This is a genomic window from Quadrisphaera setariae, assembly GCF_008041935.1.
GTDB classification, from domain to species: domain Bacteria; phylum Actinomycetota; class Actinomycetes; order Actinomycetales; family Quadrisphaeraceae; genus Quadrisphaera; species Quadrisphaera setariae.
In genome coordinates, this window is the sequence record NZ_VKAC01000003.1 from 244,738 (window position 1) to 269,076 (window position 24,339).

At 75.3% G+C, this 24,339-nt stretch carries 22 protein-coding genes; 15 read left to right on the forward strand and 7 right to left on the reverse strand.

What is annotated here, in order from left to right:
* Window positions 1–3: 3 nt before the first annotated feature.
* Window positions 4–1,722 (reverse strand): MDR family MFS transporter, encoded by a 1,719-nt coding sequence (locus FMM08_RS06445; protein ID WP_147925523.1) that lies wholly within the window; start codon window positions 1,720–1,722, stop codon window positions 4–6.
* Complete coding sequence (locus FMM08_RS06450) at window positions 1,719–2,351, reverse strand: TetR/AcrR family transcriptional regulator (protein ID WP_147925524.1); 633 nt, start codon at window positions 2,349–2,351, stop codon at window positions 1,719–1,721. The genes FMM08_RS06445 and FMM08_RS06450 overlap by 4 nt, the downstream gene beginning before the upstream one ends.
* 354 nt (window positions 2,352–2,705) lie before the next feature.
* Between FMM08_RS06450 and ileS the strand changes: the two genes are divergently transcribed.
* On the forward strand, window positions 2,706–6,029 hold the full coding sequence (gene ileS / locus FMM08_RS06455) for an isoleucine--tRNA ligase (RefSeq protein ID WP_147925525.1): 3,324 nt from the start codon (window positions 2,706–2,708) through the stop codon (window positions 6,027–6,029).
* Entirely contained in the window at window positions 6,026–7,444 is a 1,419-nt protein-coding gene (locus FMM08_RS06460; RefSeq protein WP_147925526.1) for a bifunctional folylpolyglutamate synthase/dihydrofolate synthase, read from the forward strand. Before ileS ends, FMM08_RS06460 begins: the two co-directional genes overlap by 4 nt.
* Window positions 7,445–7,526: 82 nt before the next feature.
* Here the strand turns inward: FMM08_RS06460 and FMM08_RS06465 are convergent, their stop codons facing one another.
* On the reverse strand, window positions 7,527–8,699 hold the full coding sequence (locus tag FMM08_RS06465; protein WP_147925527.1) for a DUF2283 domain-containing protein: 1,173 nt from the start codon (window positions 8,697–8,699) through the stop codon (window positions 7,527–7,529).
* A 92-nt stretch (window positions 8,700–8,791) separates the two neighbouring features.
* Between FMM08_RS06465 and FMM08_RS06470 the strand changes: the two genes are divergently transcribed.
* The gene (locus tag FMM08_RS06470; RefSeq protein ID WP_147925528.1) at window positions 8,792–9,271 is read left to right on the forward strand and encodes a DUF4233 domain-containing protein; all 480 of its coding nucleotides are present in this window, start codon (window positions 8,792–8,794) and stop codon (window positions 9,269–9,271) included.
* On the opposite strand, the gene FMM08_RS06475 is transcribed toward FMM08_RS06470, so the two are convergent.
* Window positions 9,268–9,936 (reverse strand): biliverdin-producing heme oxygenase, encoded by a 669-nt coding sequence (locus FMM08_RS06475; RefSeq protein WP_222710478.1) that lies wholly within the window; start codon window positions 9,934–9,936, stop codon window positions 9,268–9,270. The two genes, FMM08_RS06470 and FMM08_RS06475, sit on opposite strands and share 4 nt — an antisense overlap.
* A gap of 88 nt (window positions 9,937–10,024) precedes the next feature.
* On the opposite strand from FMM08_RS06475, the gene ndk reads away from it, so the two are divergent.
* Window positions 10,025–10,471: a nucleoside-diphosphate kinase gene (gene ndk, locus FMM08_RS06480; protein ID WP_147925530.1), complete on the forward strand. Its 447-nt coding sequence runs from the start codon at window positions 10,025–10,027 to the stop codon at window positions 10,469–10,471.
* Between the two features lie 20 nt (window positions 10,472–10,491).
* Here the strand turns inward: ndk and FMM08_RS06485 are convergent, their stop codons facing one another.
* From FMM08_RS06485 to FMM08_RS06495, 3 genes are all read right to left on the reverse strand, one after another.
* Complete coding sequence (locus FMM08_RS06485) at window positions 10,492–11,313, reverse strand: class F sortase (RefSeq protein ID WP_222710480.1); 822 nt, start codon at window positions 11,311–11,313, stop codon at window positions 10,492–10,494.
* The gene (locus FMM08_RS06490; protein WP_187279591.1) at window positions 11,310–12,203 is read right to left on the reverse strand and encodes a DUF4397 domain-containing protein; all 894 of its coding nucleotides are present in this window, start codon (window positions 12,201–12,203) and stop codon (window positions 11,310–11,312) included. The genes FMM08_RS06485 and FMM08_RS06490 overlap by 4 nt, the downstream gene beginning before the upstream one ends.
* A 119-nt stretch (window positions 12,204–12,322) precedes the next feature.
* The gene (locus FMM08_RS06495; RefSeq protein ID WP_147925532.1) at window positions 12,323–13,309 is read right to left on the reverse strand and encodes a hypothetical protein; all 987 of its coding nucleotides are present in this window, start codon (window positions 13,307–13,309) and stop codon (window positions 12,323–12,325) included.
* A gap of 303 nt (window positions 13,310–13,612) precedes the next feature.
* Between FMM08_RS06495 and FMM08_RS06500 the strand changes: the two genes are divergently transcribed.
* The 11 genes from FMM08_RS06500 (at window position 13,613) to FMM08_RS06545 (ending at window position 24,294) form a co-directional block, all read left to right on the forward strand.
* Complete coding sequence (locus tag FMM08_RS06500) at window positions 13,613–14,164, forward strand: NYN domain-containing protein (RefSeq protein WP_147925679.1); 552 nt, start codon at window positions 13,613–13,615, stop codon at window positions 14,162–14,164.
* Between the two features lie 437 nt (window positions 14,165–14,601).
* Complete coding sequence (locus FMM08_RS06505; protein ID WP_222710481.1) at window positions 14,602–17,982, forward strand: Rne/Rng family ribonuclease; 3,381 nt, start codon at window positions 14,602–14,604, stop codon at window positions 17,980–17,982.
* A gap of 216 nt (window positions 17,983–18,198) precedes the next feature.
* Window positions 18,199–18,504, forward strand: coding sequence for a 50S ribosomal protein L21 (rplU, locus tag FMM08_RS06510; protein WP_147925533.1), 306 nt, complete (start codon window positions 18,199–18,201; stop codon window positions 18,502–18,504).
* A gap of 40 nt (window positions 18,505–18,544) precedes the next feature.
* Window positions 18,545–18,808 carry a 50S ribosomal protein L27 gene (gene rpmA, locus FMM08_RS06515; RefSeq protein ID WP_139712097.1) on the forward strand — a complete coding sequence of 88 codons (264 nt, stop codon included), beginning with the start codon at window positions 18,545–18,547 and terminating at the stop codon, window positions 18,806–18,808.
* Window positions 18,809–18,943: 135 nt separating this feature from the next.
* Entirely contained in the window at window positions 18,944–20,485 is a 1,542-nt protein-coding gene (gene obgE / locus FMM08_RS06520) for a GTPase ObgE (RefSeq protein WP_147925534.1), read from the forward strand.
* A complete protein-coding gene (gene proB / locus FMM08_RS06525) occupies window positions 20,482–21,726 on the forward strand; it encodes a glutamate 5-kinase (protein ID WP_147925535.1) in 1,245 nt (414 codons plus the stop codon). Before obgE ends, proB begins: the two co-directional genes overlap by 4 nt.
* Before the next feature lie 26 nt (window positions 21,727–21,752).
* On the forward strand, window positions 21,753–22,220 hold the full coding sequence (locus tag FMM08_RS06530; protein ID WP_147925536.1) for a DUF8830 family protein: 468 nt from the start codon (window positions 21,753–21,755) through the stop codon (window positions 22,218–22,220).
* 70 nt (window positions 22,221–22,290) lie between these two features.
* Window positions 22,291–22,446, forward strand: coding sequence for a hypothetical protein (locus tag FMM08_RS22910; protein WP_187279609.1), 156 nt, complete (start codon window positions 22,291–22,293; stop codon window positions 22,444–22,446).
* A 17-nt stretch (window positions 22,447–22,463) separates the two neighbouring features.
* Window positions 22,464–23,075 carry a nicotinate-nucleotide adenylyltransferase gene (gene nadD / locus FMM08_RS06535; RefSeq protein ID WP_439653551.1) on the forward strand — a complete coding sequence of 204 codons (612 nt, stop codon included), beginning with the start codon at window positions 22,464–22,466 and terminating at the stop codon, window positions 23,073–23,075.
* An 80-nt stretch (window positions 23,076–23,155) separates the two neighbouring features.
* Entirely contained in the window at window positions 23,156–23,587 is a 432-nt protein-coding gene (rsfS, locus tag FMM08_RS06540) for a ribosome silencing factor (protein ID WP_147925538.1), read from the forward strand.
* Window positions 23,584–24,294: a histidine phosphatase family protein gene (locus FMM08_RS06545; RefSeq protein WP_187279592.1), complete on the forward strand. Its 711-nt coding sequence runs from the start codon at window positions 23,584–23,586 to the stop codon at window positions 24,292–24,294. Before rsfS ends, FMM08_RS06545 begins: the two co-directional genes overlap by 4 nt.
* The last annotated feature ends 45 nt before the right edge of the window (window positions 24,295–24,339 follow it).

Genomic DNA, 24,339 nt, shown 5'->3' on the forward strand with positions numbered 1-24,339 from the left:
AGGTCACGTGCGGGGAGCGGGCTCCTCAGCGCGCTCGTGGCGCTGGCCCGGGAGGGCGTCGTCGGCGGCGCGGGCCGCGGAGGCGGCGGCACCCGCCCCGAGCGGGGTGGCTCCGGCCTCGCCGCGAGTGGCGGTGCCGTCCTCGTAGACCGCCTCGCCGCGGGCCACCATGCCGGCGACGTCCGACAGCGGCACGGTCCGGAAGAGCACCGCGAGCACCAGCCCGATGACGAAGAAGGGCAGCAGGTACCCGAACACGGGGGCCAGCGCGTCGGCGTAGGCGCTGACGATGGCGCCGCGCAGCGGCTCGCCCGCGGCCTGCACCGCCGCCGGGACGAGCGTGTCCGGGCTGGTGATCCCCGCCGCCGCGGCCTGGGGGCCGTTGGCGGTGAGGGCCTCGGTGAGCCCGGTGGCGAGGCGGCTCGTGAACACCGTGCCGAAGACGGCCACGCCGAGGGTGGCGCCCACCTCCCGGAAGTAGTTGTTGGTGGCGGTCGCCGCTCCGAGCTGGGACGGCGGCACGGCGTTCTGGGCCACGAGCACGACCACCTGCATGACCAGGCCGAGGCCGGCTCCGAGCAGGAAGAGCATGACCTCGATGGTGACCAGGGAGGTGCCGCCGGTCAGCGTGGTCATCCACAGCATCGTCAGGCCGACGAGGGCGGTGCCGGCGACCGGGTAGGCCTTGTACCTCCCGGTGCGCGTGATGGCGATGCCCGAGCCGATGGCGGTGAGCATGAGACCGCCCATGATCGGCAGCATGAGCAGGCCGGAGTCGGCCGCGGAGGTGCCCGAGGCCATCTGCAGGAAGGTCGGCATGAAGCCGATCGCCGAGAACATCCCCAGGCCGATGACGAGGCCGAGCGCGGTGGGCAGCACGAACATCCGGGTGCGGAACAGCGACAGCGGCATGATCGGCTCGGTGGCGCGTCGCTCCACCAGCACGAAGCCGACAGCGGACACGAGCAGCGCGGCCAGCCAGGCGAGGGTGAGGCCGTCGGTCCAGCCGCGGGAGCCGCCCTCGTCGGCGAAGAAGACCAGCGAGGTGGTGGCCGCGGAGAGCAGGACGACGCCGGCGACGTCGAGCTTCGCGCTGTTCCGCTTCTTCGGCAGCTCCAGGGCGAAGACCCCCAGCGCCAGCGCGAGCAGGCCGACCGGCACGTTGATCCAGAAGCACCACTGCCAGCCGAAGGCGGCGTGGTCGGTGAAGTACCCGCCGACCAGGGGCCCGGCCACGGCGGACAGGCCGAAGATCGCGCCCATCGGGCCCATGTACTTGCCGCGCTCCCGAGCGGGGACCACGTCGGCGATGATCGCCTGCGCGAGGATCATCAGCCCACCGCCACCGAGGCCCTGCACGAAGCGCGAGGCGACGAAGACCTCGAAGGTGGGGGACAGGGCCGCCACGACGCTGGAGGCGGTGAACAGGGCGATGGCGAACAGGAAGAGGTTCTTGCGGCCGAAGAGGTCGCCGAACTTGCCGTAGACCGGCATGACCAGGGTGCTGGCCAGCAGGTAGGCGGTGGTGACCCACGCCATGTGGGAGACCCCGCCCAGGTCTCCGACGATGGTCGGCATCGCGGTGGAGACGATCGTCTGGTCCAGGCTGCTCATGAGCATGCCGGCGACGAGCGCCGTGAAGATGAGGTTGATGCGGCGCCGGGTCAGGACGAACGGCGCTGCGGCGCCGTCGTCCTGCTGGGCCCGGGTGGGGGTGCTCATCGGTCGGCTCCTGCGGTCTCTGGGGCGGGGGCGTGGGCGGGGGCGACCAGCGAGCGCAGCTGCTCGTGCACGAGGTCGAGGTGGGCCCGCAGGCCGGTGGCCGGTTCGGCCATCCACCCGGTCCAGGCCAGGCGGACGGTCGTCATCGCGAGGGCGGCTGCGGCGGCGCAGCGCGCGTCGTCCTCGTCGGTCCCGAGGCGCTCGGCCACGAGCGAGCGCAGCTCCTCCTCGCGGGTGGAGACGCGGCCCAGCCACAGCGCCAGCAGGCGGGGCTCGCGCTGGGCGAGGGCGAACGTGGCGGCGACGTCGTCCTGGAGGCCGGGCTCGGGCTCGGTGTCGGCCAGCGCGAGGAGGTCGGCGAGCAGGTCCCCGTGGGGAGCGCCAGCCAGGAACGCCGCGCGCTGCTCGGACGTGGCCAGCGGCGGGTCCTCCCCGAGGGCGGCCTCGTCCTTGCTGGCGAAGTAGTTGTGGAAGGTGCGCACCGAGACGCCGACCTCGGAGCAGACCTGCTCGACGGTGACGGCGTCGTACCCGTGCTCCAGGGCGAGGCGGCGGGTGGTGCGCGACAGCTCGCGCCGGGTGGCGCGCTTCTTGGACTCTCGGAGCCCTTCTTCTTGCACGTCGTGCATCTTTGCAGATCCTGCAACTTGAAGTCACCGCAACCGGGCGCACGGCTGCGGGAAGGGAGCGGAAGGGGGAAGCGGCCGCGGGGCCGGGCGGCGTAGGATCCGGGGCACAGGCACCGACCCGGCCATCACCGGTGAGCCTCCGGAAGAACAGGGCCGCACCAGCAGGAGCGGCCCCCAGTAGAACCGGACGGGAGCAGCCCGTCAGCGCTGCGCGACGAGCGGTCGTCGTCGTCGTCCTCGGGATCACCGGGGAGGCGGTGGCGGCAAGCGGGGTGGTACCGCGGGGCCCGGCCGACACGGCGGGCGTCGTCCTCGCACCGGCCTGTGCATCGAGACGATGACGGATGGTGTGACGTGAGCGAGCAGCGCAAGAGCTACCCCCTCGCCTCCGCGCTGGACCCCAGCGCAGGCGTGCCGGCCTCCCCGAGCTTCCCCGACCTCGAGGCCGCGGTGCTGGCGCACTGGAAGGCCGACGACACCTTCGAGGCGTCCGTCGGCGCGCGAGAGGCCGGCGAGGAGGGGTCCAACGAGTACGTCTTCTACGACGGCCCGCCCTTCGCCAACGGCCTGCCCCACTACGGCCACCTGCTCACCGGGTACGTCAAGGACGTCGTGCCCCGCTACCAGACGATGCTCGGCAAGCGCGTCGAGCGGCGCTTCGGGTGGGACTGCCACGGCCTGCCCGCCGAGGTCGAGGCAGAGCGGCAGCTGGGCATCACGCACAAGAGCCAGATCGAGGAGCTGGGCGTCGCGGCCTTCAACGACGCGTGCCGCACCTCGGTGCTGAAGTACACCGACGAGTGGCGCGACTACGTCACCCGCCAGGCCCGCTGGGTCGACTTCGACCACGACTACAAGACCCTCGACACCGACTACATGGAGTCGGTGATGTGGGCCTTCAAGACCCTGTGGGACAAGGGCCTGGTCTACGAGGGCTTCCGGGTGCTGGCGTACTGCTGGCGCTGCGAGACGCCGCTGTCGAACACCGAGACGCGCATGGACGACGTCTACCGCCAGCGGCAGGACCCGGCCGTCACGGTCGGCATGACGCTGACCAGCGGCGAGTGGGCCGGCGCGAAGGCGCTGGTCTGGACGACGACGCCGTGGACGCTGCCCTCCAACCTCGCCATGGCCGTCGGACCTGACGTCGAGTACGCCCTCGTCGAGCCGTCCGAGGGCGCGTTCGCCGGCCAGCGCCTCGTCATGGCGGCGGCGCGCGTGGGCGCGTACACCCGCGAGCTGGGTGGCGGTGACGCGGCGCCGACCGTGCTCGAGACGAAGCTCGGCCGCGAGCTGCTCGGCACCACCTACACCCCGGCCTTCTCCTACTTCACCGGCCGCGACAACGCCCACCAGGTGCTGCTGGCCGACTACGTCACCACCGACGACGGCACCGGCGTGGTGCACATCGCCCCCGCCTTCGGCGAGGACGACAAGCTCGTCACCGACGCCGCGGGCATCGAGGCCGTCGTGCCCGTGGACGGGCAGGGGAGGTTCGACGCCCGCGTGGCCGACTACGAGGGCCAGCACGTCTTCGACGCCAACGCGGTGATCATCAAGGACCTCAAGGCCGCCACGCGCGGGGAGGGCGCCGACGGCTCGGGGGGCCCCGTCACCGACGGCACGGTGCTGGTCCGCCAGGAGACCTACGACCACCCGTACCCGCACTGCTGGCGCTGCGGCAACGCCCTCATCTACCGCGCCGTGAGCAGCTGGTTCGTCAAGGTGACGGCCATCCGCGACCGCATGGTCGAGCTCAACCAGCAGATCGACTGGGTGCCCGGCCACGTCAAGGACGGGTCCTTCGGCAAGTGGCTCGAGGGCGCCCGCGACTGGTCGATCAGCCGCAACCGGTTCTGGGGCAGCCCGATCCCGGTGTGGACCAGCGACGACCCGGCCTACCCCCGGGTCGACGTCTACGGCTCCCTCGCCGAGCTCGAGCGCGACTTCGGCGTGGCCGTCACCGACCTGCACCGCCCCTTCGTCGACGAGCTGACGCGGCCGAACCCCGACGACCCCACGGGCCGCTCCACCATGCGGCGCGTCCCCGAGGTGCTCGACTGCTGGTTCGAGTCAGGATCGATGCCGTTCGCGCAGGTCCACTACCCGTTCGAGAACGCCGAGTGGTTCGAGGACCACTACCCGGGCGACTTCATCGTCGAGTACGTCGGTCAGACCCGCGGCTGGTTCTACACGCTGCACGTGCTGGCCACCGCGCTGTTCGACAGGCCCGCGTTCCGCACCGCGCTCGTGCACGGCATCGTCCTCGGCGACGACGGCCGCAAGATGTCCAAGAGCCTGCGCAACTACCCGGACGTCTCCGAGGTCTTCGCCCGCGACGGCGCCGACGCCATGCGCTGGTTCCTCATGTCCAGCCCCATCCTGCGCGGCGGCAACCTCGTGACCACCGAGGCCGGCATCCGCGACGGCGTGCGCCAGGTGCTGCTGCCCCTGTGGAGCACCTGGTACTTCCTCGCCCTCTACGCCGGCGCGCTGCGGCCCCAGGGGGACACCGGCGACGACGGCGGCGCTGGTTCGTCGGCGGGCGTGGTCGGCCGCTGGCGCACCGACTCGCCCCACGAGCTCGACAGGTACGTGCTCGCCAGCCTGCGCGACCTCGTGGAGCACGTGCGCGGCCAGCTCGACGCCCTCGACGTCGCCGGGGCCTGCGAGAGCGTCCGCGTCTTCCTCGACCTGCTCACCAACTGGTACGTGCGGCGCTCGCGGGAGCGGTTCTGGGGCAACGGCCCGGACGCCGTCGACGCCGTCGACACCCTCCACACCGTGCTGGAGGTGCTCACCCGCGTGGTGGCGCCGCTGCTGCCGCTCACCGCGGAGGAGGTGTGGCGCGGCCTGACCGGCGGGCGCAGCGTGCACCTGGCCGACTACCCCTCCCCAGAGGACCTCCCGGCCGACCCCGACCTCGTGGAGGCCATGGACGCGGTGCGCGCCGCGTGCTCCGCAGCCCTGGGCCTGCGCAAGGCCGGCGGCCTGCGCGTGCGGCAGCCGCTGCCGCGGCTCACCCTCGCCGTGCCCGGGGGCGGGTCCGAAGGTGTGCTCCAGCAGCTCGTGGGGCTCGTGGCCAGCGAGGTCAACGTCAAGGACGTCGTCCTGCTCGACGCCGAGGACTCCGCCGCCGAGAGCTTCGGGGTCGCCCAGAAGCTGACGGTCAACGCCCGCGCCGCCGGTCCGCGGATCGGCAAGCAGGTGCAGCAGGCCATCCAGGCCTCGCGCAGCGGCGCCTTCGAGGTGCGCGTCGGGCCCGACGGCACCGAGACGGTCGTCGCGGCCGGCATCGAGCTCCTCCCGGGGGAGTACGAGCTGAGCACCGTCGTCGCCCAGGACGCCGAGGGCGGAGCGGCGCAGCGCGCCACCGCCACGCTGCCGGGCGGCGGCTTCGTCGTCCTGGAGACCGCCGTGGACGACGCGCTGGCGGCCGAGGGCTGGGCCAACGACGTCGTCAGGCTCGTCCAGGACGCCCGCAAGACCGCCGGCCTGCACGTCTCCGACCGGATCGCGCTGGTGCTCGACGTGCCGGACGAGCGGGAGGCCTGGGCCCGCGCCCACGCGGACCGCATCGCCGACGAGGTGCTCGCCACGAGCGTCGAGGTGAGGCCCGGCTCGGACGACGTGCTCGTCGAGGTCACGAAGGCCGCTGCTGCTGCGAGCGCGCGATGAGCCGCGTCGCAGGGGGCTCCCCGGAGCGCTCCGCGCAGGAGGCCGAGGAGCGCCGCGCCGCGGCCGAGCGGCTGCGCGCCGTGCACGCCGAGCTGCTCGCCCGCACCCCCGAGAGCGCGGTCCAGCCGCGCCTGGAGCCGGTCCGGCAGGTGCTGGAGCTGCTGGGGGACCCCCAGCGCGCCTACCCGGTCATCCACCTGACGGGCACCAACGGCAAGACGTCGACCTCGCGGTTCGCCGAGCGGCTGCTGCGTGAGATGAACCTGCGCACCGGGCGCTTCACCAGCCCGCACCTGAGCAGCGTCACCGAGCGCATCAGCATCGACGGCGAGCCGATCTCCGACGAGGTGTTCGTGGCGGTCCACGAGGACGTCGCGCCCTACCTGGCCATCGTCGACGGTCGCCTGCGCCAGGACGGCCAGGTGCCGCTGACGTACTTCGAGGTGCTGGCGGTGCTGGCGTTCGCGGCCTTCGCCGACGCCCCCGTGGACGTCGCCGTGGTCGAGGTGGGGCTGGGTGGCACGTGGGACGCCACCAACGTCGCCGACGCCACCGTCGCCGTGGTCACGCCGATCTCCCTGGACCACACCGAGCTGCTCGGCGACACCGTGGAGGAGATCGCCGAGACGAAGTCCGGCATCTTCACCGAGGGCAGCGCCGTGGTGCTGGCCCAGCAGCCCGTCGACGCGGCGCAGGTGCTCCTGCGCCGCGCGGTCGAGGTGGGCGCCACCGTGGCCCGCGAGGGTCTGGAGTTCGGGGTCACCTCGCGCGTGGTCGCCGTCGGCGGGCAGGTGCTCGAGCTGCAGGGCATCGGCGGCACCACCTACTCCGACGTGCTGCTCACGGCGTTCGGGGAGCACCAGGGCCACAACGCCGCCGTGGCGCTGGCCGCCGTGGAGGCGTTCCTCGGCGGTGAGGGCCTCGAGCCCGACGTCGTGCGCGCCGCCTACGCCGACGTCACCACGCCGGGACGCCTGGAGGTGGTGCGCCGCTCGCCGGTGGTGCTCGTCGACGCCGCCCACAACACCGGCGGCGCGCAGTCGCTCGTGGCAGCGCTGGAGGACTCCTTCGAGTACACGCGCCTGGTGGGCGTGGTCGCGGTCCTCGAGGGCAAGGACGCGCTCGGCATGCTCGAGGTGCTGGAGCCCGTGCTCGACGAGGTGGTCGTCACCCGGTCCAGCTCACCGCGCGCCATGGAGGTCGACGACCTCGCCGACATCGCCCTCGACATCTTCGGCGGCGACCTCGGCGAGCGCGTCCACGTGGCCGAGCGGCTCGACGAGGCGCTCCAGGTGGCGGTGGACAGGTCGGAGTCGGAGGCGCCCGGCGGCCTCGGCGCCGGCGTGCTCGTCACCGGCTCCATCACGCTGGTCGGCGACGCCCGGACGCTGCTGCGGGCCCCCGCCGCCCGCTGAGTCGCCGGGGGGGGCGCTGACCAGCGCGGCGCGGGCGGAGACCACCGCCCCTCCGGCCGACTTCCCTCTGCCGCCGCGCCGGTCAGGCGGTGCGGACCATGCACCAGGCGGCCTGGAAGCGGCGCGCTGCCAGGTCGCTCTGGCGCATCCACACCTGCAGGTGGCCGCGGTCGCCGAACCACCCGGCGAGGTGGGAGCCGGACTCGACCTCGAGCAGCAGCCTGTGGTGGTCGCCGTCGGAAACGGGCAGCACCGCAGCGAGCACCTCGGCGGCCGCGGCGGTGGACCGGGAGCCGTGGCCGTAGGCGTGGGTGGGACCGTCGACCTGCCCGTGGAACGGGAGCTGCCGCTGGTGGCACCACGCGCGGGCGTGCTCGCGGGCGAGCTCTTCAACGACGTCGAAGACCGTTGACGGGGCTTCGACGGCGTCGGCCAGGGGCGGGAGGGTCCACCCCGGCAGGAAGGTCCCGGCCTGGCAGGTCGGGGAGGAAGGACGGCCGTCCAGCGCGGTGGTGTCCGGTCCGAGCACGAGGTGGGAGCGGTCGGGCTGGGGCACCCAGCGCACCAGCCACCCCGCGGCTGCGGCGTCGTCGGCGTCCCATCCCCAGGTGCTCAGGTCGTGGAAGACCTCCAGGGCGCCGGTGGCCGGCAGGCCCTGCTCGTGCTGGGGGAAGGTCCGGGTGCTCGCGGTGTCGCCGGTGGTGTGGAGGTCGTCGAGGCAGACGGTGATGACGTGCTCCAGCGGTGCGCCCGCTGCGGAGCGCGGCCAGGGGTCCAGCGGGGCGACGGCGGGGCCGCCGACCCAGGAGACCCATCCGCCGGTGGTCCAGAGCTCCTCCACCTCGCCCGGGCCCTTGGGGAAGGACTGCTCGGTGAAGGTGGGGGACCAGGCCACCTCGTCCGCCAGCGCCTCGGCGTGCGGGCCGTGCGCTGCGAGCCAGTCGGCCACGGGGCCGTGCAGGAGGTTGATGGGGGCGAAGTCGTCGGGGGACTGGTCGTCGGGAGTCTGCCCACCAGCGGTGAGGCGGTCGAGCAGGTCGCGGGGGAGCAGCGCCGACGCGGCGATCACCTCGATGCCGAGGAAGCGACCGTCGTCGTCGAAGTCCAGGACCACCTCGCCCGCGCCCGGGACCTCGACGACCCGCTGGGTGGTGGCCGCGCCGTCGGCGATCTCGTCGACGAGGTACAGGTAGGCGGCGTCGACCTCGGCGTCGTACGTCGCCCGCTGCTCGAGGAGGATCCGGGGGAGGGGCACGAGCGGAGCGTAGAACCCACCCGCGGGCCCGATCGGTGTGCGTGCGTTCCTCGACCGTCGGGGTGGGGGGAGGGGCGACGTAGGCTGCAGGCGTGTCTGACAGCCCCCAGCAGTCGAGCGCGCCCGAGGGTCGGACGTCGGGTCAGGGGCAGGTGCAGCAGGGCGAGCTGACGGTGCCGCCGCCCACGATGACGGCGCGCCTGGCCTCCACGACGCTGCTGCTGGAGGCCTTCGCCGTCCTGTTCGGCACCATGGTGGCGGCCGCGTTCCTGCCCGACCAGGGCGTGGGCCGGGGCTGGGTGTGGGGCGTCGGGCTGGTGATCGTCGTCGTCTGCGTCCTGGCGAGCGGCACCGCGCGCAGCGCGCGCGGGGTGGTCGTCGGGAACGCGGTGCAGGTGCTCCTGGTCGCCGTCGGCGTCTCGCTCGCGCTGGTCGTGCTCGAGGCGGGCGTCGCGGCCCTCGTCGTGGCGGTCGGCTTCGCGGCGCTGTGGTGGTGGCTGGTCTCCATCGGCCGGCGCATCGACACCGACCGGCGGCGCTGGGCCGTGCAGCTCGCCGAGCAGCAGCGCTAGCGACGCCACTCCGGAAGCCGCGCGCTGAGGTCGTCGAACAGCTCCTCGTTGAGCCGGTAGCCCCGGCGGGCCTCCTCGACCACGCGGCCGCGCTCCGCCTCGTCCCAGGGCGCGGCGTCCAGCAGCGACCGGTAGTGGTCGCGGTACCGCTTGGGCGAGGGGACGCCGGGGAAGTCCCACGAGCGCAGCTCCGCCTCCGGCCAGCCGTACGCCCGCGCCAGCAGGCGCCGCACCACCTGCCCGCCGGACAGGTCGCCGAGGTAGCGCAGGTAGTGGTGGGTCACCAGGCCCGCCGGCCACGTCGCCACCTGCCGCAGCCGCTCGGCGTACCGCTCGGCGGCCGGCAGCGGCACGAGGTGCTCGCGCCAGCCCTCACCGGCGTGGGCGCGCAGGTCTGCCGAGACGGCCGGCAGCCGCCGCAGGCGGTCGTCGGCGAAGGGGGCGACGACGACGTCGTCGCGCGCCGCGTCGACCGCGGGCTCCAGCACGGCGTACAGGTGGTGCACCTGAGCGAGGAAGGTCGTCAGCGCCGCCGGTCCCAGCGACCCGGAGAGCAGCTCCTCCATGAAGGGCGAGCGCTCCGCCGCACCGTGCGCCTCGGCCGTCTCCCGCCGCAGGCGAGCAGCGAAGCCCTCGTCGGCGCTGCGGCCCGCGTCGTCGTCCACGTCCCCATGCTCTCCCGGCGCCGCCCTGCTCACCCGCGAGGGTGCGCCCAGGTCGGCCCCGCAGCGGCGCGCCGCTAGGGTCCGGGCCGTGAGCACTGAGCCGACCACCGCGTCGACCACCGAGCGCAGCCTCGTCCTCGTGAAGCCCGACGGCGTCCGCCGCGGCCTCACCGGCGCCGTCCTGGCGCGCATCGAGGCGAAGGGCTACCGCATCGTCGCCCTGCAGCAGCGCGAGGCCACGCAGACCGAGCTGAGCGCCCACTACGCCGAGCACGAGGGCAAGCCCTTCTACGCGCCGCTGCTGGAGTTCATGGCCTCCGGGCCGCTCGTGGCCGTGGTCGTCGAGGGCGAGCGCTGCATCGAGGGGTTCCGCTCCCTGGCCGGCACGACCGACCCGACCACCGCCGCCCCCGGCACCATCCGCGGCGACCTCGGCCGCGACTGGGGCCTGAAGGTCCAGCAGAACCTCGTGCACGGCTCGGACTCGCCGGAGTCCGCCGCCCGTGAGATCGGGATCTGGTTCCCGTCCCTGTGAGCCGCCGCTGAGAGGCGGAGCTACGACGTGGTCGTCTGCGCCAGCCGGGCGTAGACGACCACGTTGTCGACGTAGTGGCGGGTGCTCTCGTCGAAGGCCCCGCCACAGGTGATGAGGCGCAGCTCCGGACCGGCCACCGGGCCGTAGACGGCCTGCGTGGGGAAGGCGTCCTTGGCCACCTGCTGGACCCCGGTGACCACGAAGACGGCGGTGCTGCCGTCCGCCCGCCGCACCTCCACCTGCGCACCCTGCGCGACCTGGGACAGCCTGGCGAAGACGCCGGGCCCGCTGCGGGAGTCGACGTGACCGGCGATGACGGCCGGCCCCACGGCGCCCGGCGCCACGCCCTGCGCGAACCACCCGGCGTGCGCGGCGTCGGCGGGGACCTCCAGAGCGCCGTCGGCGGTGGTCCCCAGGCGCACCAGGTCGGAGGAGATGCCGAGCGAGGGCACCTGCACCGCCGTGGGCGCCGCCACAGCGGTCACGGACAGCGGCACCACGGCCGGGGCCGGCACGGCGGCAGCGGCGTCCGAGGTGGAGGAGGACGACGAGGAGCCCGCAGCGCCGGCGGCGGCCGCCGCCACCAGCGCCGTCCGCTCAGAAGGCGCCCCCGCCGGCTCCTGGGGCAGCGCCGCGATCCCGGCGGGGACCGCCACCCCGACCAGGCCGAGGCAGACCGCGGCTGCCGCCGCGCGGCTGCCGGGCGAGGTGGTGCCCCACCGCCCGGGCAGGCGGAGGGCTACGTCGAGCAGCCCCACGGCCCGCTGGGAAGCCGCGGGAGGTGGCGCTGCGTGCCGGCCCCGCCGTGCGCTCCCGCGCTGCGGCTCCTGGACGGAGCTCACCGCTGCGCGATCGCCCCGCGACGACGGCGCACCAGGGCCAGCGCAGCGGCCAGGGCGCCACCGGCGACCGCCGTGCCGGCTGCCGCGGACGCGACCGCCGGGAGGGTCGCCCCGCCGGCGTGCTCGGCCAGGTAGCCGCCACCGGTCGCGGCGCCGCCCTGCGGGACCACTCCGGAACCCGTCGCGTCGGTGACCGGCCGGAGCTCCAGGCCGCTGGTGCCGTCGGCCAGGACGAGCACCGTGTAGACGCTGCCGCCGGCCAGGGTGGTCGACTCCTGGGCCTTGCGCTGGCCGGTGGACGCCTCGAAGGTCACCGGCCCGGCGGGCAGGTCGACGTAGCCGGTGGGCTCGGAGAAGGCGGCGGCGGAGGCGACCGAGCGGCCCGAGGCCGTGACGTCCGTGGTCTGCCCGGGCTCGGCCGCGGGCAGGACGCGCACGCGCGCCGTCCCCGGGCCGGGGGAGGCGAGGTCGTCCTGGATGGCCGAGAGGCGCGGGGCCGTGCTGTCGCCGAGGCCGGCGATCGTGTAGGCGTCCCCGGCCTGCGCGGTGAGGGTCTGGGTGAGCACCGGTGTCGTGCTGGCGGCCGCGCCGACGGGCCGCACGGCCACGGCGTAGGAGCCTGCGGGCAGCGGCTCGTACCCCGTGATGGCGCCGTAGGTGGCCTCGGGAGCTAGCGTCAGCTGGCGGGTGGAGCCGTCGAAGGCCGTGAGCGTGGCGGTCATGGTGACCCCGCCGAAGCCGGGCACGAGGTGGGCCACCCGGATGTAGGCGTCGTCGGTGGAGGACGACGCCCCCGACGCCTGAGCGGCGGACGCGGGGCCCAGGACCGCTGCCGCGACGAGGGCGCCGACGAGCAGTCCTCGCCGGGAGGGACGTGGAGCAGCGGACACGGGATCTCCTTCGCAGCCGAGCGGCGGGCACCGTCTGTGGCGGTGTCGTTGCTCACCGTTCCGATCGGCCGGGCCCATCATCCATGCGGCCCACCCGACCCGCCAGGCCGGAGAGCGCCTCACATCCCGGCGGACGGGAGGGCGATCCGCAGCACCTGCGTGTCCCCGTCGCGCTCCTGGGCGACGCTGGCGCGGTAGGCCGGGTCCTGCGCGGTCAGCTGCCGCTGCAGCAGCGCCAGCGCGTCCGGGTCGGCGCCGACGGCCCGCCCGTCGACACCGTCGAGCACCACCGTGCGCAGCGGTTCGCTCCCGCCGTTGGACGGCAGGTCCGCCACCGACAGCGGCTGCTGGACGGCGAGCTGCACCAGGAGCGCGGCCAGCCGCAGGTCGACCTGCTCCGTGCTCAGCGCCTCGCGGGCCCGGGGGGAGAAGTCCAGCCGCGAGTTGCGCTGCAGCTCCGCCAGGGCCGCGGGGTCCGCCGGCGTCGCGGTCGCCCGGGGCGGCGCGGACGTCACCGGCGGCGACGTGGTCAGGTCCTCACCCGCGGCCAGGGGGACCACCGGCTCGTCGGTGGGGCCGGCGCCCTCCAGCTCGCGGACCTCCACGCGCCCGTCGCCGTCGCCGAACGCCGCCACGACGCGCGAGGACGCCAGGGCCCGGGCCGCCCAGCTCCCCGGTGCGGCCTCGGTGCGCAGCGCCGGCCCCGCCACCACCCACCTCGCGCCGAGCTGGCCGCCCGCCGCAGCGGTCGGAGCGGGCACGAGGCGGGAGGCCAGCTGGGCGGACGTGGCGACCTCGTCGTACAGCTCCGGGTCGACGGCGACCCCGCCCCCTTGGGGCGCCTGGCCCGCCAGCCACAGCGCCGCGGCCTGCGCCGCCCCCTGCACCGACCCCTGGGCCGAGAGCTGGGACGAGGTCGACGGCCGTCCACCCCCACCGGTCGCCCCGGTGCTCGTCCCGGCGGAGGTCGTGGTGCCCGGCGCCGTCGGTGCTGCGCCCGTGCTCGCAGCGTCGCGGCCTGGCGGCTGGCGCAGGACGAGCACGGCCAGGACGGCGGCTGCGGCGACGGCGAGCACCAGGGAGAGCGCCAGAGCGCGACGGCGCACCGCAGCCCGCCGTGGAGCGCGGTGACGGCCGTGGTCCGGCGCCGGGTGCGGCGGTTCGGCCCGCTGGGCCTCCGGGGCCCGTGGGTCGGACATCTCGGGCCTCCGTGGACGGGGTCCCCATCATCGCGCAGTGACCGACCGGTGGCACGGCGTGATCGACGTGTCGGGGGTGGCGCGCCGAGATGGGGGCCCGGGGACTCCCCTCCTGCCCCCGGGCCCCGGTGGAGGTTCGGCGCCGTCGGGTCCGGGGATGGCTACGCTGCCTCGGTGGCAGGCAACGACTCCCCGGGTGCGGCGCAGCGGATGACGTACCTCCTGGTGGACGGCGAGAACATCGACGCCACCCTGGGGATGAGCGTGCTGGGGCGGCGGCCCTCACCGGGGGAGCGGCCCCGGTGGGACCGCGTGCGCGACTTCGCCGAGCAGGCCTGGGGCCAGCCCGTGCGGGCCCTGTTCTTCCTCAACGCCACGTCCGGCTCGATGCCCATGAGCTTCGTGCAGGCCCTGCTCGCCATGGACTACCGCCCCATCCCGCTCGCCGGCGGCCCCGGCGAGAAGGTCGTGGACCTGGGCATCCAGCGCACGCTCGAGGCCATCGCGGAACGCCCCGGCGACGTGCTGCTGGCCAGCCACGACGGCGACTTCACCGCCCACCTGCGCCGGGTCCTGGAGACCGAGGGCCGGCGCGTGGGACTGCTGGGCTTCCGGGAGTTCGTCAGCTCCACCTTCGGGGACCTCACCGGCCGCGGCCTGCAGGTGTTCGACCTGGAGGACCACGTCCACGCCTTCACCGAGGTGCTGCCGCGCGTCCGCGTCATCCCGCTGGCCGACTTCGACCCCGAGCGCTACCTCTGAGCCGCCGCCCGCGCGTCCACGCCCGCCCGTGGGCGTCCGGGGGGCGCGCGGGGGGACGTGCGGGAGACGTGCGGGGGACGTACGGGGGGCGGGGCGCAGACGGGCTGGCCGGGTTGTGGGACACTGGCACCGGACGGCCGGCACATCACACCTGACGGCAGTCCCGACGACGACCTCGCCGCTCGTGGTGGTGGCCCGACTCCGCGCCGCAGCCCCTCACCGGTGGCTCGCAGGCGCGCAGGCGCGCCCCGCGAGCGGCAGGGGCACCGGTCCCCCGGTGCCCTCAGGTCGCCGCCGACGCCGGGCAGGACTGCGCCGGGGCCACGAACCCAGCGGCGCTCCTACCCGGCCACCAGACTTCCCCACCGCTCGCGGGCGGTGGGCCGAGCACCCGAGCACCGGTGGTGTGGCCGGTACCCGGGGTGGACGGAGCTCCCGTGAGCACCAGCAACGACGTCGACGACGACGGCACGACCGCCGAGGCGGGGGGGCAGCGGCGACGCCGCGGCCACCACCGCGCGGTGTCGCGCCCGGCGGGGCCGCCCGCCGTGCACTTCCAGTCCGAGGCCGCGGACGTCGAGCGCCAGGCCGCCGCAGCGCCCGAGCCCGAGGCGGCTCCGGTCGGCCGCTCGACCGCCAGCGCGCTCCCGGTCTTCCAGTCGGCCGCCGCTGAGCCAGCCGCTGCCGCCGCGGAGCCCGCAGCCGCTGAGCCGGCCGCCCGGACCCCCCGCCGCCGCGGGACCGCTGCCGCCCAGGTCGCGGCGCCCGAGCCCGCCGTCCAGGCCGACGCACCCGAGCCCACCGCCGCAGCACCGGCCGCCGGACCCGAGGCCGAGCCCGCCGCCGAGGCGCCGGGCCGTCGGCCGCGCCGGCGCCGCGCCGCCTCCCGTCCCGCCGGCCCGCCGGTCGAGACCCCCGAGCCCCCTGCCGAGCAGACCGCCGGCTCCGCGCAGCCCGCGCAGCCCGCGGAGGTCGTGGGGTCCGCCCCCGCAGCCGAGGCTCCCGCCTCCGACGAGGCCCTGGCGGCCCCGGCGGACGGAGCGCCCGCCGAGGCCGGCGCCGGCGCCTCGGCAGACCCGCTCGGGTCCGTCGAGGCTGCGGCGGAGGTCGTCGAGGACGACGCGCTCGACGCCACCGCTCTCGACGGTGACGCGGCCGACGCCGTCGGCGCCGTGGAGGGCGAGGCTGCCGCCCAGGGCGACGACGACGCCGACGAGGACTCCGGCGCCGACGAGGACTCCGGCGCCGACGAGGACGACGCCGACGACAGCGCCGAGGACGGTGCTGACGAGGGTGGCTCCAAGCCGCGTCGCGGTCGCCGCCGTCGTGGTGGTCGCGGCCGCCGCCGACGCGCCGGCGACGACGGCGACGAGGCCGGCGCCGAGGAGGCCGCCGAGGGCGACGACTCCGCCTCCGGCGACCTCACCGAGGCGCGCGCCACCGCGGACGCCGAGGACTCCGAGGACGCTGACGAGGCGGACACCGGGGACGAGGCCGACGAGGCGGCGGACTCCGAGGACTCCGAGGACGGCGACGCCGAGGACAGCTCCTCGACGACCCGCCGCCGTCGCCGTCGGCGTCGTCGCGGGGGTCCCGACGACTCCGAGGACGCTGGCGAGGGCGAGACCGCCTCGACCGCCTCGACCGGCTCGACCAGCTCCCGGTCCCGGTCGCGCTCCCGCCGCTCCCGCAGCGAGTCCTCCGAGAGCGGTGGCGACGTCACCGCTGTGAAGGGCTCCACGCGCCTCGAGGCCAAGCGCCAGCGCCGCCGCGACGGCCGCGACGGCGGCAGGCGCCCCCGCGTGCTGTCGGAGGCCGAGTTCCTGGCCCGGCGCGAGAGCGTCGAGCGGACGATGGTCGTCCGCTCGCGCGGCGGGCGCTCCCAGGTCGCCGTCCTCGAGGACGGCGTGCTGGTGGAGCACTACTCGGCGCGCAAGCAGCAGACCTCGATGATCGGCAACGTCCACCTCGGCCGCGTGCAGAACGTGCTGCCGAGCATGGAGGCCGCCTTCGTCGACATCGGCCGCGGCCGCAACGCCGTGCTGTACGCCGGCGAGGTCGACTGGGAGGCCGCCGGTCTGTCCGGCCAGGCCAAGAAGATCGAGTCCGCGCTGAAGTCGGGCGACCCGGTGCTGGTGCAGGTCACCAAGGACCCGATCGGCCACAAGGGCGCCCGCCTCACCAGCCAGGTCTCCCTGCCCGGCCGCTACCTCGTGTACGTGCCCGGCGGCACCATGACCGGCATCTCCCGCAAGCTGCCCGACACCGAGCGCTCTCGGCTGAAGTCGATCCTCAAGGAGGTCGTCCCCGAGGACGCCGGCGTCATCGTGCGCACGGCAGCCGAGGGCGCCAGCGAGGAGGAGCTGCGGCGCGACGTCGAGCGGCTCACCGCGCAGTGGGAGGAGATCTCCGCGCGGGCCAAGCAGGTCACCCCGCCCACGCTCCTGCACGGCGAGCCCGACCTGGTCATCAAGGTGGTCCGAGACGTCTTCAACGAAGACTTCGCCCACCTCGTGGTGGAGGGCGAGGAGGCGTGGAGCTCCATCAGGCCCTACGTCGACTCCGTGGCCCCCGACCTCGCCGAGCGCGTCAGCCGCTGGGACGTCGACGGCCGCGAGGGCAGCGCCTTCGCCCACCACCGCATCGACGAGCAGATCGCCAAGGCCCTCGAGCGCAAGGTGTGGCTGCCCTCCGGCGGCTCCCTCGTCATCGACAGGACCGAGGCCATGACCGTGGTCGACGTCAACACGGGCCGCTTCACGGGCTCGGGGGGCAACCTCGAGGAGACGGTCACCCGCAACAACCTCGAGGCGGCCGAAGAGATCGTGCGCCAGCTGCGGCTGCGCGACATCGGCGGCATCGTCGTCGTCGACTTCATCGACATGGTGCTCGAGTCCAACCGCGACCTCGTGCTGCGGCGCCTCGTCGAGTGCCTGGGCCGCGACAGGTCCAAGCACCAGGTGGCCGAGGTCACCTCGCTGGGCCTCGTCCAGATGACCCGCAAGCGCGTCGGGCAGGGCCTGCTGGAGACCTTCAGCGAGCCGTGCGAGCACTGCGCGGGCCGCGGCGTGGTCGTCCACGACGACCTCTCCGGCCACGCGGGCCAGGGTGGTCAGGGAGGCCACGGCGGCGGCAGCGCAGGGCACCCGCCGGTGCCCGCCCCGCCGCGCGGCCGGTCGGAGCAGCGGTCCGACCAGCGGTCCGACCAGCGGTCCGACCAGCGCAGCGCTGACAGGCCCGAGAAGGCTGAGCGCTCCGAGCGCGGTCCCCGCGAGGAGGCGCGCGCCGAGGGAGCTGAGCGGAGCTCGGCGCCCGAGCGCTCGTCGCGCGGTGGCAGGGGCGCCGACCGCGCTGAGCGGGCGGAGCGCTCCGAGCGCGCCGGCCGGGCCGAGAATGCCGAGCGCCACGAACCCGCCGAGCCCGCCGAGAAGGGCGACGGTGAGGCGCGCAGCCGCGAGGAGGCCGCGCGCGACGCCGTCCGCGAGGCCATGAACGGCATCGCGCTCGCCTCCCTGCGCCCCGGCGCGCCGACCGACGCGGCTCCGGTCGCGCCGTCGCTGGAGGCGGCGGCGCTGCTGGCTGCCCTGGGCGGCGTCGAGGCAGCTGACGACGGCGCTCGGGTCGCTGAGCCCGTGGCCGAGGCCTCACCGTCCGCGGACGACGCGGCGCACGTCGAGGTGGTCGAGACGACCACGGTGGAGACCGTCGAGCTGGTGCAGCCCGAGGTCTCCGCGCCGCTGCTCGACGAGCACCCGGACCACTCCTCGGCGGCCGTCGAGGAGGGGTCCGACGGGGCGGGGGAGGGGACGCGCGGCTGACGCCGCGCCAGCCGCTTTGACGCTCGTGGTCCGGGATCCGTATCCTGGTCCGTCGGTGCGCTCTCGGTGCGCCGGTACGCGCCTGTGGCGCGCGCCCGCCGAGCCGCAGCACCAGCGCCGCCCACCACCGGCCCAGGCCGGTCGCGGTGGTGCGCAGGAAGACCAGCACCAGCCAGCACAGCCAGTCCAGCAGTTCCAGCAGAGAGTGAGCGACACGTGTACGCCATCGTCCGCGCCGGCGGCCGCCAGGAGAAGGTCGCCGTCGGCGACGTGCTCGTCGTCGACCGGGTGGCGGGGGAGACCGGTTCGTCCGTCTCGCTGACGCCGCTCCTGCTGGTCGACGGTGAGACCGTCACCAGCGCCGCCGACGCCCTGGCCAAGACGACCGTCACCGCCGAGGTCATCCGGGCCGAGCGCGGCCCGAAGATCGTCATCCAGAAGTACAAGAACAAGACCGGCTACAAGAAGCGCCAGGGCCACCGCCAGGAGCTGACCCGCCTGCGCATCACGGCCATCGGCTGACGCCGACCCGAGCACAGACAGACCCGAGGAGAGCACTGAGATGGCACACAAGAAGGGCGCCAGCTCCAGCCGCAACGGCCGCGACTCGAACGCCCAGCGCCTCGGCGTGAAGCGCTTCGGCGGCCAGGTCGTCGGCGCCGGCGAGATCATCGTCCGCCAGCGCGGCACCCACTTCCACCCGGGCGACAACGTCGGCCGCGGTGGCGACGACACGCTGTTCGCCACGGCTGCCGGCTCGGTGCAGTTCGGCACGCGCGGCGGTCGCCGCGTCGTCGCCGTCGTGCCCGTGGCCGTGGAGGCCTGAGCACCACGCTGACTGCACGGGCCCTGCGCGACTGACGCCGCGGCCCACCGAGGGGGCGGCCGGAACACCGGCCGCCCCCTCGCTGCGTCCTCACCCGCAGGACCAGCTCGACCCGAAGACAGAGGAGGTGCCCCGGTGGCGACGTTCGTCGACCGCGTCGTGGTGCACGTGGCCGCCGGCAGTGGCGGCAACGGGTGTGCATCGGTGCACCGCGAGAAGTTCAAGCCGCTGGGCGGTCCCGACGGCGGCAACGGCGGTCGGGGGGGTGACGTGGTGCTCGAGGTCGACACCTCCACCACCACCCTGCTCGACTACCACCACGCGCCGCACCGCCGCGCCACCAACGGCAAGCAGGGGGCGGGAGGCCACCGCAACGGCGGCGACGGCGACGACCTGGTCCTGCCGGTGCCCGAGGGCACCACGGTCCGCAACGCCGACGGCGAGATCATCGCCGACCTCGTCGGGCCCGGCACGCGCTTCGTGGTGGCAGCGGGCGGCCGCGGCGGGCTGGGCAACGCCGCGCTGGCCAGCGCGCGCCGCAAGGCGCCGGGCTTCGCGCTGCTCGGTGAGCCGGGTGAGGCCGAGGACGTCGTGCTGGAGCTGCGCAGCCTCGCCGACGTCGCCTTCATCGGCTACCCCAGCGCCGGCAAGTCCAGCCTGGTCGGATCCCTCTCGGCGGCCAAGCCGAAGATCGCCGACTACCCCTTCACCACGCTCGTGCCCAACCTCGGCGTCGTCACCGCCGGGGACGAGCGCTTCACGGTGGCCGACGTCCCCGGCCTCATCCCGGGCGCCAGCCAGGGCAAGGGCCTGGGCCTGGAGTTCCTCCGCCACGTGGAGCGCTGCGCCGCCCTGGTGCACGTCCTCGACTGCGCGACCCTCGACCCCGGGCGCGACCCCATCACCGACTTCGACGTCATCGAGGCGGAGCTGGCGGCCTACCCGATCGCCCCGGACGCCACCGGCCCCGCCTCCGTCCCGCTGCCGGACAGGCCCCGCCTGGTGGTGCTGCACAAGGTGGACGTCCCCGAGGCCAAGGAGCTCGCCGAGCTCGTGCGCCCCGAGCTGGAGGCCCGCGGCCTGTCGGTGCTGGAGGTGTCCTCGGCGAGCCACGAGGGGCTGCGCCAGCTGTCCTTCGCGATGGCGGCGCTGGTGCGCCGCGCCCGTGAGGAGGCGCCGGAGATGCCCGCGCAGCGCGTGGTGATCCGCCCGAAGGCCGTGGACGACGCCGGCTTCACCGTGGCCCGCGAGGGTGCCCCCGGCTACGCGGAGGCGCAGGGCGACGTGGTGTTCCGCATCCGCGGCGCCAAGCCCGAGCGCTGGGTCCGCCAGACCGACTTCGCCAACGACGAGGCCGTGGGCTACCTCGCCGACCGGCTGGCGCGCCTTGGCGTGGAGGAGGAGCTGTTCAAGGCCGGGGCCGTGGCCGGCTCCACCGTGGTCATCGGGCCCGGGGACGACGCGGTCGTCTTCGACTGGGAGCCCACCCTGGTGGGCTCCGACATGGCCGTGGGGCCGCGCGGCACCGACCTGCGCCTGGAGGGCAGCGGTCGCGCCAGCCGCGAGGAGAAGCGCGAGCTGTACGAGGACCGGCGCAGCGCCAAGCGCGAGGCCCGGGAGGAGCTGGCCGACGAGCGCCGCGCGGGCATCTGGACGGACGCCGGGGACGAGGGGTGAGCGCAGCCGGCGCTGACGCGGCAGCCGGCGCTGACGCTGCCGGCGACCGGCCGCGGCTCGCCGACAGGTCGGCCCTGGCGGCAGCCGGACGCGTGGTGGTGAAGGTCGGCTCGTCGTCGCTGACCCAGCCCAGCGGCGGCATCGACGACGCGCGCCTCATCGCGCTCGTCAACGCCCTGGTGGAGCGGGTGCAGGCCGGCACCCAGGTGGTCCTCGTCTCCTCGGGGGCCATCGCGGCCGGGCTGGGTCCGCTGGGCCTGTCGCGCCGGCCCCGCGACCTGGCCACGCAGCAGGCCGCCGCGAGCGTGGGGCAGGGGCTGCTCGTGGCCCGGTACACCTCCGCCGCCGCCGCCCACGGGCTGACGGTGGGGCAGGTGCTGCTCACCGCCGACGACGTCATCCGCCGCACCCAGTACCGCAACGCCCAGCGGGCGCTGGAGCGCCTGCTGGGCATGGGCGTCCTGCCCGTGGTCAACGAGAACGACACCGTGGCCACCGCGGAGATCCGCTTCGGCGACAACGACCGCCTCGCGGCGCTCGTCGCCCACCTGGTCCACGCCGACGCCCTCGTGCTGCTGTCCGACGTCGACGCCCTCTACGACGGGCCCCCCAGCCGCGCGGGCTCGCAGCGGGTGCCCGTCGTCGCCTCCCCGGCGGACCTGGAGGACGTCGTGGTGGGCGGCTCCAGCAGCGGCGTCGGCACCGGCGGGATGACCACCAAGCTCGACGCCGCGGCCATCGCGACCGGTGCCGGGATCGCCACGGTGCTGGCGTCCGCGGCGCAGGCCGGTGAGGCGCTGCGCGGCGAGGACGTCGGCACCTGGTTCACCCCCACGGGCACCCGCCCGCGCACGCGCATGCTCTGGCTCGCGCACGCCGCGAGCCCCCAGGGGCGGCTGGCGCTCGACGCGGGCGCCGTCGCGGCGGTGGTGCGCCGGGGCGCGTCGCTGCTGCCCGCGGGCGTCGTGGCCGTGGACGGGACGTTCGAGGCGGGTGACCCGGTGGACCTGTGCGACGAAAGCGGCCACGCCGTGGCCCGCGGCCTGGTCAACTACTCGTCGGCGGAGGTGCCCGACCTGCTCGGGCGCTCCACCCGGGAGCGGCTCGACGCCCTCGGGCCCGGGTACGACCGCGTGCTGGTGCACCGCGACGACCTGGTGCTGCTGCCCCGGCGGAGGCAGGGTGGGGCCGCAGGCGCTCCCGCCGCCTCGAGCGGCCGGCGGGCCGCAGCGACGACGTAGGACCCTCTAGAGACGGAGACACCCCCGTGGACGACTCCCCGCGCCAGCCGCAGCCACCCCGGCTGGTGCTCGCGCCCGGTGGGGGTGAGGGCGGTGATGCGCCCCTGCCCGGCCTCGAGGAGCTGCCCGGCGGCGCCGGACAGCCCTGGGGGGCCGGTGAGCCCCTGCTGTGGCACGTGAGCGTGACCTTCGCCGGGCCGCGCGTGCCCCGCCAGCAGCTGCACGCCGCCCTGGTGCGCCTCGTCGAGGCGCAGCCCTTCCCCGCGACCGTCCGCTACAACGACGAGAGGGCTGAGATCAGCTACTGGGACGAGGCCGAGGACGTCGACGACGCCGCCGCGCTCGGCCTGCGGATGTGGGCGGAGAACCGCCGCGCGGCCGACCTGCCCGGGTGGCGCGCCGTGGGCATCGAGGTGGTCGACCGCGAGACGCTCAGGGCCCGCGGGGAGCGGACACCCCCGCCGGCGGCCCTTGGCGACGTCCGGCCCTGGTGACCTGGCAGACTGTGGACCCGCACCCGCCGACCCCCGGCGGGACCGCCCTGGATCACCTCGTGGAGGCGCTGTGCTCGTCGCCCTGGTCATGAGCGCCACCGGCGCCAACGAGCCCGCCGACTCGGCGCCGTTCCCGCCGCTCGTCTTCGGCCTGATCGCCTTCGCGACCTTCCTGCTGCTGCTGGCGATCCTGTGGGCCTTCCGCAGCGTCGGCAACCGCCACTGACCGGTTCGCCGGCCCCCCTGCCGGGGCGCGCTCCCGGCAGGTCCCGCATCGGGGTGATGGGCGGCACGTTCGACCCGGTGCACAACGGCCACCTCGTGGCCGCCAGCGAGGTCGCGGCCCGCTTCGACCTCGACGAGGTCGTCTTCGTCCCCACGGGCGAGCCCTGGCAGAAGAGCGCGCGGGCGGTCTCCCCGGCCGAGCACCGCTACCTCATGACGGTCATCGCGACGGCGTCCAACCCGCGGTTCACCGTCAGCCGCGTCGACGTCGACAGGCCCGGGCCGACCTACACGGTGGACACGCTCTCGGACCTGCGGACCCAGCGCCCCGACGCGGAGCTGTACTTCATCACCGGTGCCGACGCGCTGGCGCAGATGCTCACGTGGAAGGACGCCGAGAGGCTCGCCGAGCTGGCGAACCTCGTGGGGGTCACCCGCCCCGGGCACGACCTCGCCGTCCCCGCGTCCGGCTCGCTCCCGGCCGGCTCGGTCCACCTGCTCGAGGTGCCCGCCCTGGCGATCTCCTCGACGGACTGCCGCGAGCGGGTCCGGCAGGACCTGCCCGTCTGGTACCTCGTGCCCGACGGCGTGGTCCAGCACATCGCGAAGCACGGCCTCTACCGGGACTGACCCTCCCTGTGGATCCCCCCGTGGATCTCCGGGAGGCCTGCCGTGCTGGTCCTGGGGCCGGTCCGTGCCATCCTGGGACGGTGACCGCGACCCCCCGCGCCGTGGAGCTGGCCGTCGCGGCCGCTCGCGCGGCCTCCGACAAGGGCGCCACCGAGGTGCTCGCCCTGGACGTCAGCGAGCAGCTGGTGATCACGGACGTGTTCGTCCTGGCCGCCGCCGCCAACGACCGGCAGGTGCGTGCCGTGGTCGACGCCGTCGAGGACGCGCTGCACCAGCTCGGCGCCGACGTCGTCCGCCGCGAGGGCATGGCCGAGGCCCGGTGGGTGCTGCTGGACTTCTCCGACGTCGTCGTCCACGTCCAGCTGGCCGAGGACCGCCAGTACTACGCCCTCGAGCGGCTCTGGAAGGACGGCCCGTCCATCGAGCTGCCGGAGGACGTCACCGGCCCCCGGAGCGCCCACGACGGTCCGCAGGGCGCCCTCGACGGCGGAGCGGCGGGGCTCGCGCGGTGAGCGCGGCCGGCGGTGGTGCCTCGCGCCTCGTGCTGTGGCGGCACGGGCGCACGACCTCCAACGCCGAGGGCCGCTTCCAGGGCCAGCTCGACACCCCCCTCGACGAGGTGGGGCACGCCCAGGCCCGCGCCGCCGCCGCCCAGATCGCGGCGATGCGCCCCGACCGCCTCGTCAGCTCCGACCTCTCCCGCGCCCGGGCCACGGCGGCCCGCCTGGAGGAGCTGACCGACCTGCGCGCCGTGGAGGACGCCGGACTGCGCGAGCTCGACGCCGGGGCCTGGCAGGGGCTGCTGCACCAGCAGATCGCCGACCACTGGCCCGACGGGCACCGCGCCTGGCGCTCCGGGGAGGACCTGCGCATCGGCGGCGGGGAGAAGCGCAGCGAGCTGGGCGCCCGCGTGGCGGCCGCGCTCGAGCGCCACGCCGTCGCCACCCCCGACGGGGGTCTGCTCGTGGCGGCCTCGCACAGCGGTGCGCTGCGCGCCGGGATCCTCGTGCTGCTCGGGCTGCCGCCGGAGGCGTGGGCGACCTTCGCCTCGCTGGGCAACGGCCGCTGGGCCGTGGTGGAGCGCCGGTTCGGGCGCTGGGTGCTGCGGGGGTACGACCTCGGGCCCCGCGGCGTGGGGGAGGACCCCGAGGGCCGGACGAACGCGGACGGCGCCCGCGGCCTGTCCGCGGCGGAGCGCTCGGCGGGCGCTGTCGTCTGAGCGCCGCGCCGGAGCGGCACCCCGGCCGAGGGCACCGCGGTGGAG

Excerpts from the sequence above, each read along its gene's own strand:
- FMM08_RS06500 (WP_147925679.1), top strand. The coding sequence starts at position 13,613 with ATGACGTACCTCCTGGTGGACGGCGAGAACATCGACGCCACCCTGGGG.
- FMM08_RS06445 (WP_147925523.1), bottom strand. The coding sequence starts at position 1,722 with ATGAGCACCCCCACCCGGGCCCAGCAGGACGACGGCGCCGCAGCGCCG.
- FMM08_RS06450 (WP_147925524.1), bottom strand. The coding sequence starts at position 2,351 with ATGCACGACGTGCAAGAAGAAGGGCTCCGAGAGTCCAAGAAGCGCGCC.
- FMM08_RS06460 (WP_147925526.1), top strand. The coding sequence starts at position 6,026 with ATGAGCCGCGTCGCAGGGGGCTCCCCGGAGCGCTCCGCGCAGGAGGCC.
- rpmA (WP_139712097.1), top strand. The coding sequence starts at position 18,545 with ATGGCACACAAGAAGGGCGCCAGCTCCAGCCGCAACGGCCGCGACTCG.